At 73.0% G+C, this 16,224-nt stretch carries 15 protein-coding genes; 11 read left to right on the forward strand and 4 right to left on the reverse strand.

Annotation, left to right across the window (positions count from 1 at the left end; translation table 11 throughout):
• Positions 1-10: 10 nt before the first annotated feature.
• The 6 genes from KG111_RS03100 to KG111_RS03125 all read left to right on the forward strand — a co-directional run bounded on the left by KG111_RS03100 (position 11) and on the right by KG111_RS03125 (position 6,695).
• Positions 11-703, forward strand: coding sequence for a class I SAM-dependent methyltransferase (locus tag KG111_RS03100; protein ID WP_205292757.1), 693 nt, complete (start codon positions 11-13; stop codon positions 701-703).
• An 82-nt stretch (positions 704-785) separates the two neighbouring features.
• On the forward strand, positions 786-2,651 hold the full coding sequence (locus tag KG111_RS03105) for a sensor histidine kinase (protein WP_205292756.1): 1,866 nt from the start codon (positions 786-788) through the stop codon (positions 2,649-2,651).
• The gene (locus tag KG111_RS03110) at positions 2,648-3,787 is read left to right on the forward strand and encodes a diguanylate cyclase domain-containing protein (RefSeq protein ID WP_205292755.1); all 1,140 of its coding nucleotides are present in this window, start codon (positions 2,648-2,650) and stop codon (positions 3,785-3,787) included. The genes KG111_RS03105 and KG111_RS03110 overlap by 4 nt, the downstream gene beginning before the upstream one ends.
• Positions 3,788-3,922: 135 nt before the next feature.
• On the forward strand, positions 3,923-5,419 hold the full coding sequence (locus tag KG111_RS03115; RefSeq protein WP_240196104.1) for a glycosyltransferase family 2 protein: 1,497 nt from the start codon (positions 3,923-3,925) through the stop codon (positions 5,417-5,419).
• Between the two features lie 62 nt (positions 5,420-5,481).
• The gene (locus KG111_RS03120) at positions 5,482-6,195 is read left to right on the forward strand and encodes a hypothetical protein (protein ID WP_205292754.1); all 714 of its coding nucleotides are present in this window, start codon (positions 5,482-5,484) and stop codon (positions 6,193-6,195) included.
• A gap of 32 nt (positions 6,196-6,227) precedes the next feature.
• On the forward strand, positions 6,228-6,695 hold the full coding sequence (locus tag KG111_RS03125) for a hypothetical protein (protein ID WP_205292753.1): 468 nt from the start codon (positions 6,228-6,230) through the stop codon (positions 6,693-6,695).
• Positions 6,696-6,701: 6 nt separating this feature from the next.
• On the opposite strand, the gene KG111_RS03130 is transcribed toward KG111_RS03125, so the two are convergent.
• Together KG111_RS03130 and KG111_RS03135 are read right to left on the reverse strand one after the other, a co-directional pair.
• A complete protein-coding gene (locus KG111_RS03130; RefSeq protein WP_205292752.1) occupies positions 6,702-7,856 on the reverse strand; it encodes a winged helix-turn-helix transcriptional regulator in 1,155 nt (384 codons plus the stop codon).
• 55 nt (positions 7,857-7,911) lie between these two features.
• Entirely contained in the window at positions 7,912-8,985 is a 1,074-nt protein-coding gene (locus KG111_RS03135; RefSeq protein ID WP_205292751.1) for a glycoside hydrolase family 6 protein, read from the reverse strand.
• Positions 8,986-9,151: 166 nt separating this feature from the next.
• Here KG111_RS03135 and KG111_RS03140 point away from each other — a divergent pair, with 166 nt between their 5' ends.
• Positions 9,152-10,657, forward strand: coding sequence for an MSCRAMM family protein (locus KG111_RS03140; RefSeq protein WP_205292750.1), 1,506 nt, complete (start codon positions 9,152-9,154; stop codon positions 10,655-10,657).
• A 6-nt stretch (positions 10,658-10,663) separates the two neighbouring features.
• Positions 10,664-11,638, forward strand: a complete 975-nt coding sequence (locus tag KG111_RS03145; protein WP_205292749.1) for a glycoside hydrolase family 6 protein — start codon at positions 10,664-10,666, stop codon at positions 11,636-11,638.
• Between the two features lie 52 nt (positions 11,639-11,690).
• On the opposite strand, the gene KG111_RS03150 is transcribed toward KG111_RS03145, so the two are convergent.
• Positions 11,691-12,176, reverse strand: coding sequence for an NUDIX domain-containing protein (locus tag KG111_RS03150; RefSeq protein ID WP_205292748.1), 486 nt, complete (start codon positions 12,174-12,176; stop codon positions 11,691-11,693).
• 4 nt (positions 12,177-12,180) lie between these two features.
• Positions 12,181-12,462: an antitoxin gene (locus tag KG111_RS03155; protein WP_205292747.1), complete on the reverse strand. Its 282-nt coding sequence runs from the start codon at positions 12,460-12,462 to the stop codon at positions 12,181-12,183.
• Between the two features lie 81 nt (positions 12,463-12,543).
• Here KG111_RS03155 and miaA point away from each other — a divergent pair, with 81 nt between their 5' ends.
• From miaA to ggt, 3 genes are all read left to right on the forward strand, one after another.
• Positions 12,544-13,482 carry a tRNA (adenosine(37)-N6)-dimethylallyltransferase MiaA gene (gene miaA, locus KG111_RS03160; RefSeq protein WP_205292746.1) on the forward strand — a complete coding sequence of 313 codons (939 nt, stop codon included), beginning with the start codon at positions 12,544-12,546 and terminating at the stop codon, positions 13,480-13,482.
• A 163-nt stretch (positions 13,483-13,645) separates the two neighbouring features.
• Positions 13,646-14,212 carry a dihydrofolate reductase family protein gene (locus KG111_RS03165; protein WP_205292745.1) on the forward strand — a complete coding sequence of 189 codons (567 nt, stop codon included), beginning with the start codon at positions 13,646-13,648 and terminating at the stop codon, positions 14,210-14,212.
• An 87-nt stretch (positions 14,213-14,299) separates the two neighbouring features.
• The gene (gene ggt / locus KG111_RS03170) at positions 14,300-16,222 is read left to right on the forward strand and encodes a gamma-glutamyltransferase (RefSeq protein WP_249666274.1); all 1,923 of its coding nucleotides are present in this window, start codon (positions 14,300-14,302) and stop codon (positions 16,220-16,222) included.
• The last annotated feature ends 2 nt before the right edge of the window (positions 16,223-16,224 follow it).

Raw genomic sequence — 16,224 nt, forward strand, 5'->3', positions numbered from 1 at the left:
GAGAACCACGATGAACCTCAGCACCTCCGGCCTGACGCTGCACCGCGAGGGTGCCGGCAACTGGATGATCAGCGAGGACGTCCTGGCCTTCCTCGAGGCGCACGTGTCCGCCGGTGACATGACGGTCGAGACGGGCGCCGGGTACTCCACCATCGTGCTGGCCGCGCTCGGTGCGCACCACACGAGCGTGACGCCCGCAGAGGAGGAGGCCGACGCGATCACGGCGTACTGCGTCGAGCACCAGATCCCCACCGACAGCGTGCGCTTCCTCTTTGGCTACTCCCAGGATGTGCTGCCGGGCCTGGACCTGGCCGAGGTCGACCTGGCGCTCATCGACGGCGGGCACGGCTTCCCGGTCCCCGCCGTCGACTTCATGTACCTCGCTCCGCGGCTCAAGGTCGGCGGCCACCTGCTGATCGACGACGTGGACATCTGGACGGGCGCGATGATCGTCTCCGTGCTGAAGCAGGAGCCGGAGTGGGAGTACGGCGGCCGGCTGGCCCGACGCACCGCGGTCTTCCGGAAGGTCGCCCCCTACGTCGCACGTGAGTGGTGCGACCAGCCCGCGGTGGTCGCGAAGAGCCGCATCACGCGGGCCACGCGGCAGACGGCCAACGGGCTGGGACGTCTCGCCCAGGGCGACCTCGCGGGTCTTCGCGACCGCCTGCGCCGGGCGGCCCAGCTTCGCGCCCAACGTCGGTGACCTCCGGGACCTGCGAGCCAGGCTCCGCGGCGGGTTCGCCAACCCACCACCAGGAGAGCGGACACTGGCTACGATGCCGGACATGACGGCGCCACCCGCCCCTCGCGGCGACGGGACGGACGCCCCGAAGGTGTTCCAGCAGCAGGCGCTCGTGGCCGCCGTCGCGGTCGCCACCTGCGCGGTGCCGGCCGTCTTCGACGACGCGGTGCGCCAGCCGCCCTTCATCCTGGGCTGGATGCTGCTGGCCGGGATGCTGGTCGGCACCGCGATCGCACCGAGGTGGTTCCTCGCCTCACGCACGGTCCAGATCCCGCTGCTGGTCGACATCGTCGCGCTGGTGGCGATCGGCGCCGCCGACCCGGCACTCACCGCATGGTTCGCCACCGCGGTCCCGGTGATCTGCCTGGCCCGGGGGATCGGCGGACGGGCCGCGCTCGCCGGCTCTCTGCTGAGCGTGGCCGCGATCGCCGTCGGCGGCGTGTGGGCGCACCTGGCGCTCGACGTCGACCCGGTCCGGATCGCGGCGGTGGGTATCGCCGCCGTCGTCGTCGGTGGCGTCGCCTCCGCGCACCTGGGCTCCTCGCGGCGCACGCTGCTGGCCCAGGCGACGCTGCTGCAGCGCCAGGCGGTGATGCTGGAGGCTGCGCTGGAGCAGGCTCGCTCCGACGGCTCGCGGGTGCAGGAGATCCTCGACACCGTCGACTTCGCCGTGGTCACCTACGGTGACGACATCGCCGGGGCACGGCTCAACGAGACCGGGCGCTCCCTGCTGAGCCAGCTCGGGTTCCCCCCGGACATCGCGGTGGACCAGCTGCCCGTCTACGCCATGGACGGCACCACCCCGCTCGGTCGTGAGCCCTGGGAGGAGCTGGGTGCCGGCCGCGTCGACGCGGTCGAGTGCTGGCTCGGCCACCCCGGTGGCAAACGGGTCGCGCTCAGCGTCACGGCCAGCACCACGCGTCGGAAGGACCCGGCGTCCGGGCGTGTGCAGGTCGTCGTCGCTGCCCGCGACATCACCCGGGAGCGGCGGGCGATCGAGGCCCGCGACGACATGGTGACCTCGCTGTCCCATGAGCTGCGGACCCCGTTGAGCTCGATCCTGGGCTACCTCGACCTGGTCACCGAGGACACCCGGTTGGACCCGTCGCACCGCGAGATGCTCGAGATCGCGCTGCGCAACGCCAAGCGGATGCTCAGCCTGGTCTCGGACCTGCTGCACGCCCGCTCCGACTCCGCGAGCGCCGGGTTGTCGATCACGGTCACCTCGTGCGACCTGGTCCGGATGCTCGACGAGAGCCTCGAGAGCGTGCGGCCCCTGGCGGCGGACCGCCTGATCGCGGTCTCCGTGGACGCACCCGAGGCGCTGGTCATCGAAGGCGACCCCTTCCGGCTGCGCCACGTCGTCGACAACCTGCTCTCCAACGCGGTCAAGTACAACGAGCCGGGCGGATGGATCGACATCACGCTGGCCCCCGAGCCGGCCGGCTTCGTGACCCTCAGCGTCTCCAACACCGGCCACGCGCTGAGCGCGGAGGAACAGGCCCGGCTGTTCGAACGGTTCTACCGCGGTGACTCCGCCCGAGGCTCCACCGTGCACGGCACCGGGGTCGGTCTCAGCATCGCCCGGGAGATCGTCGTGCTGCACGGCGGATCGATCGACGTCGAGAGCTACCCGGACGGCGACACCACCACGCTGACGGTCGTCCTGCCCGTCGAGCAGGACGAGCTCGAGGGCCTGGAAGACGAGCCGGACGAGCTGCGCGAGGAGGACCGTTCCGCCTCGGCCTACGCCCCGACGTGGACCGCCGCCCGGGGGTACGGCGAGACCGGCGACGAGACTGGTCACGAGACCGGCGACACGACCGGCGATCTGGACGACGACGGGGGCGCGTACCCCCGGGAGAAGGCGGAGGCCACCATGGTGTCGAGCGGGGGCGAGGACGAGTGACGGACGCGGACCACGTGGTGCTGCTGGCGGCGGCAGCCGCCGTCACGGCGGTGGCTGCGACCTTCGTGATCGTGGTGGTGCTGCGGCACAACGACGGGCCGAACCGGATCTGGGCGGCGGGGATCTCGGTCCTGGCACTGTCGAGTGCCGGAGTGGCCGCATACCGGCCGGAGGAGGCCGCGGGTGTGTCCGCGGGGGCGGTCGCGTTCGCCGTGCCCTTCGCGATGGCCACTCTGGGTTGGGGGGCCGCGCTGCTCAACGGGCTCCGTCCGGTGGTGCCGGCGGTGGGTGCCGCGGCCGCGGTGGCGACCGGCCTCCTGACCGGCCTTGCCGAGGGCAGCAGCCTCGAGGCACCGGCCTGGGCGCTGACCACCCTGCTGTGTGCCGCCCTGTGTGCGGTGGCCGCGGTGCTGTTCGGCCGGGGGGCGATGGGCCCGAACCTCAACGCCCTGGTGCTGCAGGTCGCCACGGGAGCCGCCGGGCTCGGCTTCGTCGGGTGCGCGGTCTACGGGCTCGTCGCCGGCGAGGAGGTCCTGCTCGCCACCCTCGTCGTCTGCGGGCTGCTGGCGGTGTCGATCACGCCCAACCTCACCGCGCTGCGGGTCGAGCGGCGGGCCAACTGGTGGTCGATGCGGGACGAGTCGCTGCGGCGCGACCTGATCGGCGTGCTCGGCCGGCAGGCGTTCGTGCAGGACGCCGACGACCGGCTGGAGCGCTCGGCGCACCTCGGGGTCGACTCGGCCCTGACGCTGGTGCGGGTCGACGAGCTCGCCGAGATCAACCTGGCTTTCGGCCGCGAGGCCGGCGACGCCGCTCTCGCCCACGTCGCCGGCGTCCTGCGCCGGCACACCCGGCCCTGGTCGCTGCTCGGGCACCTCGGTGGCGGCGTCTTCGCCGTCCTGTCCCCGGTGGACCCCACCTCGATCGAGGCGGCCGTGCGCATGGGACTGCTGCACGACCCGGTGCCGGACTCGCTGCCCACCCGGGTCGAGGTCTCCTTCGTCGAGGTCGTCTCGAGCCCCGACGACCTCGCCGTCGACCTGTTGCGCGAGGCGCAGTCGCTGCTCGGGCCTTCGGCGAGCGGGGACGAGACGAGCGAGGGCGTGTCGGCTATCACGGCCGGCCCGGAGGACTGATTTCCCCCAATTCGCGATGAAACGGCGGCGCCGCCGTGATAATGACTGCGGTTCTGCCCGCGCCCGAAAGCCCTCGTGCTCGGACGATGCGGGATCGATCCCGCGGAACACCAGAGCGAGAGGAGGGGGAACGACATGGCCGACCTGTACCAGACCCGCCCAGTGCCCCCGATGAATCCGGCGCAGCACATCGCGGCGCACCAGGACTACTACGTCAACCTCGCTGCCGACGCCGGCGGGACGGTCGACGAGGCCGTCGGCGAGCTCGACGCCCTCCCCGTCTACCGCTCCACGGTCGGCTGCGTCATCCCCGCCTACAACGAGGCGGAGACCCTGGCGGGCGTGCTGGACTCCCTGCTGTGCCAGACGCGGCTGCCCGACGCGATCCACGTCGTGGTCAACAACTCGACCGACAACACGATCGAGATCGCGACCCACTACGCCGGTCTGCACACGAGGGTCAACCGCGACAGCGTGGACGAGTTCACCGAGATCTTCGTCCACGACATCGGTGAGAACAAGGACAAGAAGGTCGGCGCCCTCAACTACGGGTACTCCCTGGTCGAGGGCATGGACTTCTTCCTCGGCGTCGACGGCGACACCACCGCGGACCCGCAGGCCGTCGAGAGGCTGCTGAGCGAGATCGAGCACGACCAGCGCATCGGCGGCATCTCCGCGATCTACAGCATCGACGACACCGACATGCACGGCGTGGTCGAGCGGTTCCTGATCGCCGGCCAGCGTCAGCAGTTCGCCTCGTTCAACCTGCAGAACCTGCTGCGCGGACGCCAGATGGCGGTGCTCGGCGGCCAGTTCTCCATCTTCCGGATGTCGGCCCTGGCCCGCGTGGTGGAGGACAACCACCAGGACTTCCCCTGGGTCCGGGACAGCGAGATCGAGGACTCCCTGCTGTCGCTGCAGATCCGTAGCGCCGGCTACCTCACCAAGATCAGCGCCGACGCCCGGGCCAACGTGGGCGGCATGACCACCTTGAGGTCGATCGACGCCCAGCAGGTGAAGTGGCTCGCGGGTGCCATCGACCTGATGTGGCCGGGGCAGCGGGGCGACACCAAGGGCCAGCCCTTCCACCCGAACCTGCGGCTGCGCTGGTTCGAGATGGGCTCGATGGTCCTCAACGCCTACACGCGCTTCTCGTTCTTCGTGCTGCTGACCTGCTCGTTGCTCTTCAGCGCCTTCGTGTTCAACGCGCTGTGGCTGATCCCGCCCCTCGTCGCGACGCTGCTGAACTTCCGCATCGTCCGCGCCATGAAGAACGCCAACCGCCGGGACTACCTCTTCGCGTTGCTGTGGCTGCCCTCGGAGATCTACATCTGGACGCGCATGGGTCACTTCGCGCGCGCCTGGACGAAGTTCTTCTCCCGCACCGAGTCCGACAACTGGGCGCTGCAGTCGCGCGCCGAGAGCGGCGGCGGAAGCCGCGCCTTCCTCGCCCCGTTCGTCGTGGCCACCGTGCTGTGGGGGGCCGCCGTCGCGGTGTTCCAGCAGCTGCCCGAGCAGCTCAAGTCCGACACGCTCTACGTCGGGTGGACCTCGCTGGCCATCATGACGCTCCTGCAGACCGCCTGGCTCCTCTTGAAGTGCCTGCGCCGGTTCCGCGGCTACAAGGTGTGAACGGCGCCCCGCGAGCCATCCACGCACCGCCGCCCACCTATGCCCCCACCAAGGAGATCGCTGTGACCGTCGTACGCGCCTTCGGCGCCGCCGCCCTCGCTGTGGTGCTGGCCCTCGGCCTCGCCGCCTGCACCGCGCAGGAGGCCGAGCCGGGGGCTGCGCCCTCCGAGACCGGTGCCGTGGCGCCCGCCCCGGCCCCGGTGAAGTTCAACTCGGAGTTCTCCCGCGACGGCACCTTCCAGTCCCACATCGAGATGGACGGGGTCGACTTCGTCTTCACGATCTGGTCGGCGAAGACGACGCCGCGGATGCAGGAGTGGTACGCCAAGGGCGACAAGTACTTCTCGTTCACCTTCCAGGCCTACGACACCCGGCAGCGGCTGCGCGACCCGTTCCGGACCAAGCGCCGGGTGTGGCTCGAGCGGGTCCAGATCAGCTCGCAGACCACGACGAAGTCGGGTGGGAGCGAGTCGCCGTACAACATCGACGAGTACGCCCCCGACATCACCTTCGACCCCGAGGCCCGCACCCGCAAGGGCAAGGGCATGCTCATCACCTCGCCGAAGGGCGCGTTCGAGCTGCGCAACCAGGCGATCAAGGACATGGCCGACGACACGGAGGGCATCACGTTGACCTTCCGCGCCACGGTGCACATCCAGGAGCAGGCGCGCTCCAAGAAGTACACGGCCCGGGAGGTCACCCAGGTGCTCCCGATCGCCATCTTCGAGTCCGAGTTCGCGACCCGGCCGCAGCCGGTGCCCTACAACGCCACCTGACCGTGACCACGCAGCCCCCAGGAGCCAAGCCCATGAGGCCCACGACGTTCGTCCGCGCCGCGGCCGCGGTAGCCGCCGTCGGCGCGTTGAGCGCCTGCAGCAACCTCGGCCTGAGCAAGCCGTCGGCCACCGAGACCGTCACCGTGCAGGCGGACCCGGCCACGCCGACGACCGCTGCCCCCGCCGCGCCGGCCCCGTCCGCCACGGCCTCCGCGGGCTTCGACTTCGACCTGCTCTACGTCGACTCCAACGCCCCGGCCTGCGACTCGATCTGGCGGATCGGCTCGTTGCTGCCGCAGGACTACGAGTGGTGCGCCGACGCGGAGGGCAACCCGGTCGCCGGGGTGCGGATCGGCTCGTGCGAGGTCGTCACCTACAACAACCAGTTCTACGCGATCCCGGGCCGCCAGATCGAGGCCGCCTCCGGCGTGATCACCAGCGACCCCCGCTACCTCGCGGCACTGACGTCCTGCAAGCGGAGGCCGTTCCCGCCGCAGTGAGCGGCGTCAGTCGCCGGTCATCCGGTAGCCGACCCCGCGCACGCTCTCGATCCAGCGCGGGGTCAGACCGGTGTCGCCGATCTTGCGGCGCAGGCTGGTCATGTGGGCCTTCACGGCCCGCTTGTCGCCGTCGTTGACGTAGTACGTCGTCACATAGCTCTCACCGCGCAGGGTGAGCACCAGGTTCGCGGTGCTGCGCACGCGGCGGCCCGAGTCGATCAACGTGGCCAGCAGGGCGAACTCGCTGGGGTTGAGGGTGACGGGGCGGCCGTCCACGGTGACCTCGCCGGTGGCGGTGTTGAGCGCCAACCCGCTCTGGTTGACCCACGCGTCGACGCGCTGCGGCTGGTTGAGGCTGCGCTGCACGGGCAGCTCGACGTAGTCGGGCTCCTCGGCGCCCGGCTGCGGGGCGCGGGACTGGCCCGGCTGCGTCGGCGCCGGCGGGGGAGCCGGGTACGACGCCTGCTGCTGCACGGGAGCCTGCTGCGGCACGGGAGCCTGCTGCGTGGGAGCCGCCGGCTGGGCGGCAGCAGGCTGGTACGGCGCCTGGGCGTAAGCCGGCTGCGCGATGACCGGCTGCTGCTGCGGGGCGGGTGCCTGCGGAGCCGGGGCCTGGGGTGCGGGTGCCTGGGGAGCCGGTGCCTGGGGAGCCGGCGTGCCGGTCGGGGCGCCGCTGACGGCTGTGCCGCGGGTGCGCACCTGGCCGGCGGTCCACAGGTCCTTCGTGACCGGCGCCTGATGGTCGGGGGCCTGCAGCTGGGCGTCGACCCAGCGCTCGCGGGGGCGCCGGAGCAGGGTCTCGATGCGTGCGCGCAGCTCGCGGGGGCGGACCGGCTTGAGCAGGTAGTCGTCGGCGCCGGCGCCGAGTCCCTGGATCACGTCGATCTCGTCGGCGAGCGCGGTGAGCATCATGATGTACGTCCCGCTGAACTCCCGGATGCGCCGCGCGGCGGCGAACCCGTCCATGCCGGGCATCGAGACGTCGAGCAGCGTGACGATCGGGTTGAACTCGCGGACCGCCTCCACGCCGTCGGTGGCGTTGGCGGTGAGGACGGTCTCGAACCCGCTCTGGGTGAGCACGGCGTTCAGCAGGTGACGCACGTCCGCGTCGTCATCGACGATGACGACCAGAGGCATCGGAGGAGCGCCGGTACTGTCCATGGCCGCATCCTAGCGAGACGGGCCTCCCAGGTCCGTGCCTTGGGAGGTCCCGACCTCACCAGCCGGAGACCGCGGCCATCTGCAGTGCCCGCTCGACCCAGTACTGACCCGCCGGCGGCCCGCCGCCGCAGGTGCCGTCGCTCTCCCCGGGCGGCTTGATCCACAGGCGTGCGTCGAGCCGGGAACCGTCGTCGACCGCTTGGGGCTCCGGTCCGAAGGCGCGGCCCTCCGGGTTGCACCACTCGCCCGTCGCGCCGGCGCCGTTGCGGCCGGTGTCGACGACGTAGGCACCGCCGCCGAGGGAGTCGAGGATCTGCTCGGCGTACCTGCGCTCGTCCTCCTCGGGCTGGTAGGCGGAGACGTTCACCGCGATGCCGCGCGCCCGGTCGACCCGGATCGCACGCAGGATGTCGGCCATCTCCTGCGGGTCGCGCCAGTTCGAGTGGCCGGCCTCCACGTAGGTCGCCGGTCCCGGGGTGAGGATGTCGAGGGCCGCGGAGAGGATCCGCTCGCGCTGCTCGCGCAGGCCGCACTCCGTCGCCGACGCGATCGCGTCGGGCTCGAGGACGACGACGGAACCGGGGCCGGCGGCGGCGGTGAACTCCCGCACCCAGTCCAGGTACTGCCCCTCGTCGAGCCCGCCCGCCGACTCCAGGCCGGTGCAGTCGCGTTGCGGGATCCCGTACAGCACGAACACCGGCACCCGCCCGCCCTGCTCGGCCTCCCGGACGATCTCCTGCACGAAGGTGCCGATGCTGCCCAGGGGGTTGCGCTCGGGGACGAGCCAGACGCCGGTCGGGACGGAGGCGAGCCGTTCCAGGACCCGGCGGGTGCGCGCGGAGCCCGGGACCGCGGTGGCCGACGTGGCGGCTCCGGCGGCCGGCGAGCGCGGCCAGACGTAGAGCTGCTTGCCCGCGAACGGGTTGCTCAGCTGCGCGGAGCCGTCGGCGACCCAGGTGGGTGCGACCGGGCCGGGAGTCTCCACCACGACGACGGTATCGGGCTCGTCGTAGAAGGTGTGGGAGAGCCGCGCGGCGGCCAGCGCCAGCGCGAAGACGGCGATCCCGACCAGGGTCCAGCGCAGTCGCCGGCGGGGCGCCCGCGGAGCGGAGGAGGGGGCGCCAGGCATGCGCGCATCGTAGGCAGCCGCGACCAAGGCCCGCGAAAACCAAGGCGCGGTCAGGACATGGTCCTGTGCGCGCCCTGAGTGGCTCTGAGCGGGTCCGCGGAACCGCCTCGCAGACCCCGGTGGCAGCGATACGCTCAGCCCCGTCTCCCCCGAAAGGTCCCCTCTGATGTCTGCAGGCCGCGCGCACCGGTCCACGCACTCGGCCCGACGCTCCCTGGCCACCACGCTCCTCTGTGCCCTCCTCGTCGGTGCGGTGCTCCTCGTGCCGCCGGTGATCGGATCGGTCGGCTCCTCGCCGACCCTCGCGCCGGCCGCCGCCGCGGCCGCCGCCAACGGCACCATCGTGGGCCGGGCCGTGGGCTCCGACGGCATGGGCGTGTCCCGGATCAAGGTGATGCTGTTCGACAGCTCCTGGACCTACCTGCGCGCCGGGAGCGTGACCCGCAGCGGGAAGTTCGAGTTCCGCAACCTGCCTGCCGGCCTGTACCGGCTGCAGCTGGTGGACCGGCGGCCCCGGTACGACGTGAAGTCGTTCGCCAGCTCCGACGTCAGCGTCCGGGTCTACCCGGGCCGTGCCTCGGCCAAGAACGTCACCATGCGGCGCGGCGCATTCATCACCGGCAAGGTCACCGTGGGCAAGCGCGGCACGAAGGCCGGGCGCAACGCCAAGGTCGCGGTCGCCGACCGCAACGGGCGCAGCTACGAGGTCCAGGCCAACTCCCGCGGCGAGTTCGCGCTCGGCGGGCTGCCCTCGGGCAGCTTCACGCTGTGGGCGTGGGACGCCAAGAAGCAGTGGGTGGACCGGCCGATCAACGTCGCCAAGGTCAAGCACGGCTCCGGACGCGACGTACGGGTGAAGCTGCGCAAGCGGGCCGGCGGGTACCACGGGTTCCTCTTCGCGGGGCCGAACCCGGTCCGCGGCACCGTGTGGGCCACGGCGGTCAGCAAGAAGACCGGACAGTGGTGGCCGTTCCCGATCCGCAACGGCGACCTCTCGGTGCGCGGCCTGATGCCGGGCAGCTACCGGATCGAGGTGCCCGGCGCCGGCCGCTACCTGGGAGGCACCTTCCACATCCGGGTGCCGGTGCGGGCCAAGCGCAGCCGGGCCATCAACATCCGGCTGACCACGCTCGGCGGCTGGTTCTCGGGCCGTGCCGTCAGCAGCGAGGGCGGCGGCCCGCTGTCCGGCATGCACGTCTCGGTCTACGACCGCTACGGCAAGCTGCTCACCCAGGTCCGCACCGACCGCAACGGCGTGTTCCGCGCCGGGGGCACGATCTGGGACCAAGGCGGGCTGACCGTGGTGGTCGAGGCGTACTCGACCATCGCAGGACGCACCTACAAGCAGCGCTACGTGCGCAGCGGCCTGAGCGTGGTCCGCGGCCGCGCCACGAACCTGGGCACCCTCGCCTTCACCCCGCAGCCCCTGCCGCCGAAGCCCACCCCGACCAGCACCGCCCCGACGACTGCGCCACCCACGACGGCACCTCCCACGAGCGCGCCGCCGACCAGCACGCCGCCCACGACGGGGCCGTCGACGCCGACCGTCACGGTGACCGTCACGGTGCCGCCGACGACGGCGCCGCCGACCACCGCACCGCCGACCACGGCGCCTCCGACGAGTGTGCCGCCGACCGCCACCGTGACCGTCACGGTGACCGGGGCGCCGTAGCTGCCGATGACCCGCGTCCTCGCCGCCCCGGCGGCGGTCCTGGCCGTGCTGCTCGCCCTCCTCGCCCCGGTCGGCTCCCTCGCGGAGCCGGCGGAGGCGGCGCCGCGTAGCACGGCGCCGTTCTACCGAGACCCTGCCGCCTCCGCGGTGAGCGCGGCGCGCACCGACCCCCGCTTCGCCATGCTGGCGGCCCAGCCCACCGCGGTCTGGCTCACCGACGGGTACGTCGTGGGCGACCCGGACCCGTACCGCAACGTGCGCACGGTGACGGCCGCCCACCTGGCGCGCGCCGCCGCCCAGCGCCGCCCCGCCGTGCTGGTGCTCTACGCGGTGCCGCAGCGCGACTGCTCCGGCGGCGGGCTGCGCAACCACGGTACCTACCGTGCCTGGGTGCGACAGGTCGCGAAGGCGGTCCGGACCGCCCGCGGCGCCACCCCGTGGATCATCGTCGAGCCGGACGCGCTGCCCATGCTCGGGGCGTGTGCCGGGCAGGGTGACCGGCTCGGGTCGCTCCGGTTCGCGGCCAAGGTGCTCGCCCGTGCGGGGGCACGGGTCTACCTCGACGCCGGGCACAGCAGCTGGCACACCCCGCGCGCCATGGCGAAGCGGCTGGTGCGCGCAGGTGCCAAGCACGCGCGCGGCTTCTCCACCAACGTCGCCAACTTCCGCGCCACCTCCGCCGAGCAGGCCTACGGGGTCGCGGTGCGCAAGGAGCTGCGCCGGCTGAAGGTGAAGCGCGCCCGCTTCGTCATCGACACCTCACGCAACGGCAGCCCGAGCGCCGTACGACCGGGCGAGTGGTGCAACCCGCGCGGCGCCCGCGTGGGCCCGGCGCCGAAGGTGATCGGACGCGGCGGCCTGGACGCGCGGCTGTGGGTGAAGCCGCCCGGGGAGTCCGACGGCGTGTGCGCCCCCGGGGACGTGCCGGGCGGGCAGTGGTCCTCCGTCGCCGCGCTGCGGCTGCTCGGCCTGGCCACCTGAGGCCACCCGGCTGCTCGCCCGCTGGGGACAGCTGCCTCAGAAGCCGGGTGCCTCAGAAGCCGAAGTGGCTCAGCGCGGGCAGGTCGCCGCGCCGCAGCCCCTCCAGCACGGACCGCTCGTGCGGGACGACGGGATCGGGCAGCGCGTCGAGTGCGTACCAGCGCAGGTCGGCGCACTTGGTGGGCTCCACGATCCGCGGCGTGCCGCGCCACGAGCGGGCGGTGAAGAAGAAGTCCACCCGCTCGTCGATCGGCAGGTCGTGGGCGGTGCGCTGCATCGCGGTGGCGAAGCGGAGGTCGAGGTCGACCACGTCGAGCTCCTCGGCAGCCTCACGTCGCGCCGCGGCCTCGGCGGTCTCGCCGCGCTCCACGTGCCCGGCGGCCGCGGCCGCCCAGTGCTCGTCCATGAAGCCGGTGCCTCGGCGCAGCTGCAGCAGCACCTCGGTGGCACCGCCGGGCGCCTCGCGCAGCAGGAACACGTAGGCCGCGGGGACGATGACGAACCGGGACCGCCCGGTGGCGGGGTCGACGACCGTCATCGGATCAGGCCGGCGGGGCCGGCGGGGCCGGCGGGGTGGTGCCGTCGCCCTGGTCGCCCTGGTCGCCCTCGGTGCCCTGGTCGCCCCGGCCGTCGTCGGTGACCTTGTCGAGCGCGTCCTTCGCCTTCGCCTTGGCGTTCGCGATCTTGTCGGCGTGCTTGCCGCCGGTCTTGTCGTTGGCCAGGTCGGCGGCCTTGTCCAAGCCGGCCCCGATCTTGTCGCTGTTCTCCGCCAGCAGGTGGGTCGCCTTGTCCTTGGCGCCCCGGAGCTTGTCCGCGAGACCCATCTCGTCCTCCCTCGAAGCGTGCGGCCGGCCTTCCGCGCAGCCGCACGGCGGGCGCGCTCCGGCCCTTGCCACACTAGCGACATGGCCTCCGACGCGACCACCGCCTCCGCCCCGGTGCCGATCGTCGCCATCGTCGGGCCGACCGCCAGCGGGAAGACGGCGCTGTCGCTGGACCTCGCCGAGGCGCTCGGCGGCGAGGTGGTCAACACCGACGCGATGCAGGTCTACCGCGGCATGGACATCGGTACGGCGAAGCTGCCGCTCGCCGAGCGCCGCGGCATCCCGCACCACCTCCTCGACACCCTGGAGGTGAGCGAGCCGGCGACGGTCGCGGAGTTCCAGGGCTGGGCGCGCGCCGCGATCGCCGAGCTGCGTGCCCGCGGCGCGACGCCGGTGCTGGTCGGGGGCTCGGCGCTGTACACCCGCGCGATCCTCGACCGGTTCGACTTCCCCGGCACCGACCCGGCCGTGCGCGAGCGGCTCGAGGCCGAGCTGGCCGAGGTCGGCAGCGCCGTGCTGCACGCACGGCTGCGCGAGCTGGACCCGGTCGCCGCCGAGCGGATCGAGGTCGAGAACGGGCGCCGGGTGGTCCGCGCGCTGGAGGTCATCGAGATCACCGGCACGCCCTTCAGCGCCCGCCTGCCGGAGGCCGAGTACGTCGACCCGCACACCGTGCAGCTCGGTGTGGCCATCGACAAGGAGCTGCTGCACGAGCGCATCGCGATCCGGGTGCGGCGGATGTTCGACGACGGCCTGGTCGAGGAGGTCGAGCGGCTGCTGTCGCTGGGGCTGGCGACCTCGCGCACCGCCGGGCTGGCGATCGGCTACCGGCAGGCGATGGCCGTGCTGGCCGGGGAGATGACCCGCGAGGAGGCGATCGAGTCGACGATCGTCGCCACCCGCAAGTTCGCCCGCCGGCAGATGGCGTGGTGGCGCAACGACCCGCGGATCACCTGGCTCGACCACGACGACCCGGACCTGCTCGCCAAGGCCGTCGACGTGGTGCGCGCCCTGCGCTGACGCCACGCCCTGCAGCGGGCCGACAGGGGCCCGTCAAGGATGCCCAGGATCGGTCGGGCGCCGACGGCCCGGGGGCGGCCAGACTGCTGCCATGACCCGCCGCAGGATGCCGGGCCCCGGCCACGACCCAGGCCGTGCACCCGGCCGCACCTGGAGGAGAGCGATGAGCACGACGTACCACACCGCGACCACCCTCGACGGCTTCCTGGCCGATCCCGAGGACTCCCTGGACTGGCTGCTGCGCCAGCCGCTGGAGGAGGGCGGGGCGCAGGACCACGCGCGGTTCATGCAGGGCGTCGGCGCGATCGTGATGGGCTCCACCACCTACGAGTGGGTGCTCGCCCACCTCGAGGTGACCGGGGAGGCCTGGCCGTACGCGCAGCCGGCCTGGGTGATGACCACCCGGGAGCTGACCGTGCCCGTGGGCGCCGACGTCCGGTTCGCCGCCGGCGCCGTCGACGCGGTGCACGCCCAGCTGCTCGCCGCCGCCGGCGACCTCGACGTGTGGGTCGTCGGTGGGGGAGACCTCGCCGGGCAGCTCGCCGAGGCCGGACTCCTCGACGAGGTGGTCGTCTCCATCGCCCCGGTGACCCTCGGCGCCGGCAGGCCGCTGCTGCCGCGCCGGTTGGACCTGAGGCTGGAGGAGACCGCGGCCAACGGCGTGTTCGTCACCGCCCGCTACGCCGTCCTCGGGCCGCTGCTGGAGGACCGCGCACAGCCCGGGTCCTGAGGCCGGGCGCGGCAGGGAGGGTGTTGACGTCGCCCGCCACCGGCACCGAGGGTGGGTGTGACCGGACCTCGATCTCGGGAGGAAGCCGTGCGCCGTACCCTCGTCGCCGCCGTCAGCACCCTCAGCCTCGCCCTGCCGCTCGCGGGCACCGCCGCAGTCGGCGCGCCGCCCGGCGGCTCGGCCGGGGAGCCGGCCAAGCACGGCACGAGCCACGGCAAGAAGCCCGGCAAGCCCGGAAAGCCAGGGAAGAAGCCCGGCAAGCCACCGCGCCCGGGGGCCAAGACCCCGGTGGCCACCGGGTACGGCGGCGCCGTCAGCTCGGTGGACGCGGACGCCTCGGCCGCCGGCCTGGAGGTGCTGCGCCGCGGCGGCAACGCGGTCGACGCCGCCGTCGCCACGGCGGCGGCGCTGGGGGTGACCGAGCCCTACAGCGCCGGCATCGGCGGGGGCGGCTACCTGGTGCACTACGACGCCCGCACCGGCAAGGTCAGCACCCTCGACGGCCGGGAGACGGCGCCCGCCGCGGCCGGGCCCGACACGTTCGTCGACCCCGCCACCGGCCAGCCCTACGCGTTCGCCGACCTGGTCTCCAGTGGCCGCTCGGTGGGGGTGCCCGGCACCCCGGCCACCTGGGAGAAGGCCCTGGACGCCTGGGGCTCGGTCTCGCTGAAGCAGGCGCTGGCCCCCGCCACGCGGCTCGCTGAGCGCGGCTTCGTCGTCGACGACACCTTCGCGCTGCAGACGAAGGAGAACGCCGAGCGGTTCGCCGCCTTCACCCCGACCGCCGCGCTGTTCCTGCGCAACGGCGTGCCGAAGACCGGCAGTCGGTTCCGCAACCCCGACCTCGCTCGCACCTACCGGCTGCTCGGCCAGCGTGGCACCGACTGGCTCTACCGCGGCGGCCTCGGGGCCGAGGTCGTGGACACCGTGCAGCAGCCTCCGGTCAGCGGCACCTCCGACCTGCCCGCCCCGGGCGGGGAGATGACTCGCGCCGACCTGCGCCGCTACCGCGCGCTGCAGCAGGCGCCGACGAAGGTCGGCTACCGCGGCCACGACGTCTACTCCATGGCGCCGTCGTCCTCCGGTGGCACCACGGTGGGGGAGACGCTCAACATCCTCGAGCAGATCGACACCTCCGCCATGACGCCGACCCAGGTGCTGCACCACTACCTGGAGGCCACCGCGCTGGCGTTCGCCGACCGCGCCGAGCAGGTCGGTGACCCCGCCTACGTCGACGTGCCCACCGAGGTGCTGCTCGACGACGTCTTCGCCAAGGAGCGGGCCTGCCTGATCGATCCCGACACCGCGGCGCCCAAGCCGTGGACCGAGGCCGGGGACGTGACGTCGTACGACGGCGTGTGCGGTGGCGAGCAGGCGGGCGTGGGTGCCGAGCAGGACACCGAGAACATCTCCACCACCCACCTGAGCACCGCCGACCGGTGGGGCAACGTGGTCTCCTACACGCTGACCATCGAGCAGACCGGCGGCTCGGGCATCGTGGTGCCCGGCCGCGGGTTCCTGCTCAACAACGAGCTCACCGACTTCTCGCTGGCCTACGACGCCGAGGACCCGAACCGCATCGAGCCCGGCAAGCGGCCGCGCTCCTCGATGGCGCCCACGATCGTGCTGCGCGACGGCAAGCCGGTGCTCGCGCTGGGCTCCCCGGGTGGGGCCACGATCATCACCACGGTGGCGCAGGTGCTGCTCAACATGATCGACCTCGACATGAGCCTGCCCCAGGCGGTCGCCGCGCCGCGGGCCTCGCAGCGCAACACCGCAGGCGTCTCGGCCGAGCAGGCGTTCATCGACGCCTACGGACCCGCGCTGGGCGGCTACGGCCACACCTTCGCCCCACCCGGCGCGCCCGGCACCAGCGCCGCCGAGATCGGCGCGGTGGCCGCGATCCGGATCGGGGAGCGCGGACGGCTCACCGCGGTCGCCGAGCCGTCGCGGCGCGGCGGCGGATCGGCGCTGGTCGTGCACCCGCGGCGCGGGCACTCCTATCCTTGAGC

Source organism: Nocardioides faecalis (assembly GCF_018388425.1).
GTDB lineage: Bacteria > Actinomycetota > Actinomycetes > Propionibacteriales > Nocardioidaceae > Nocardioides > Nocardioides faecalis.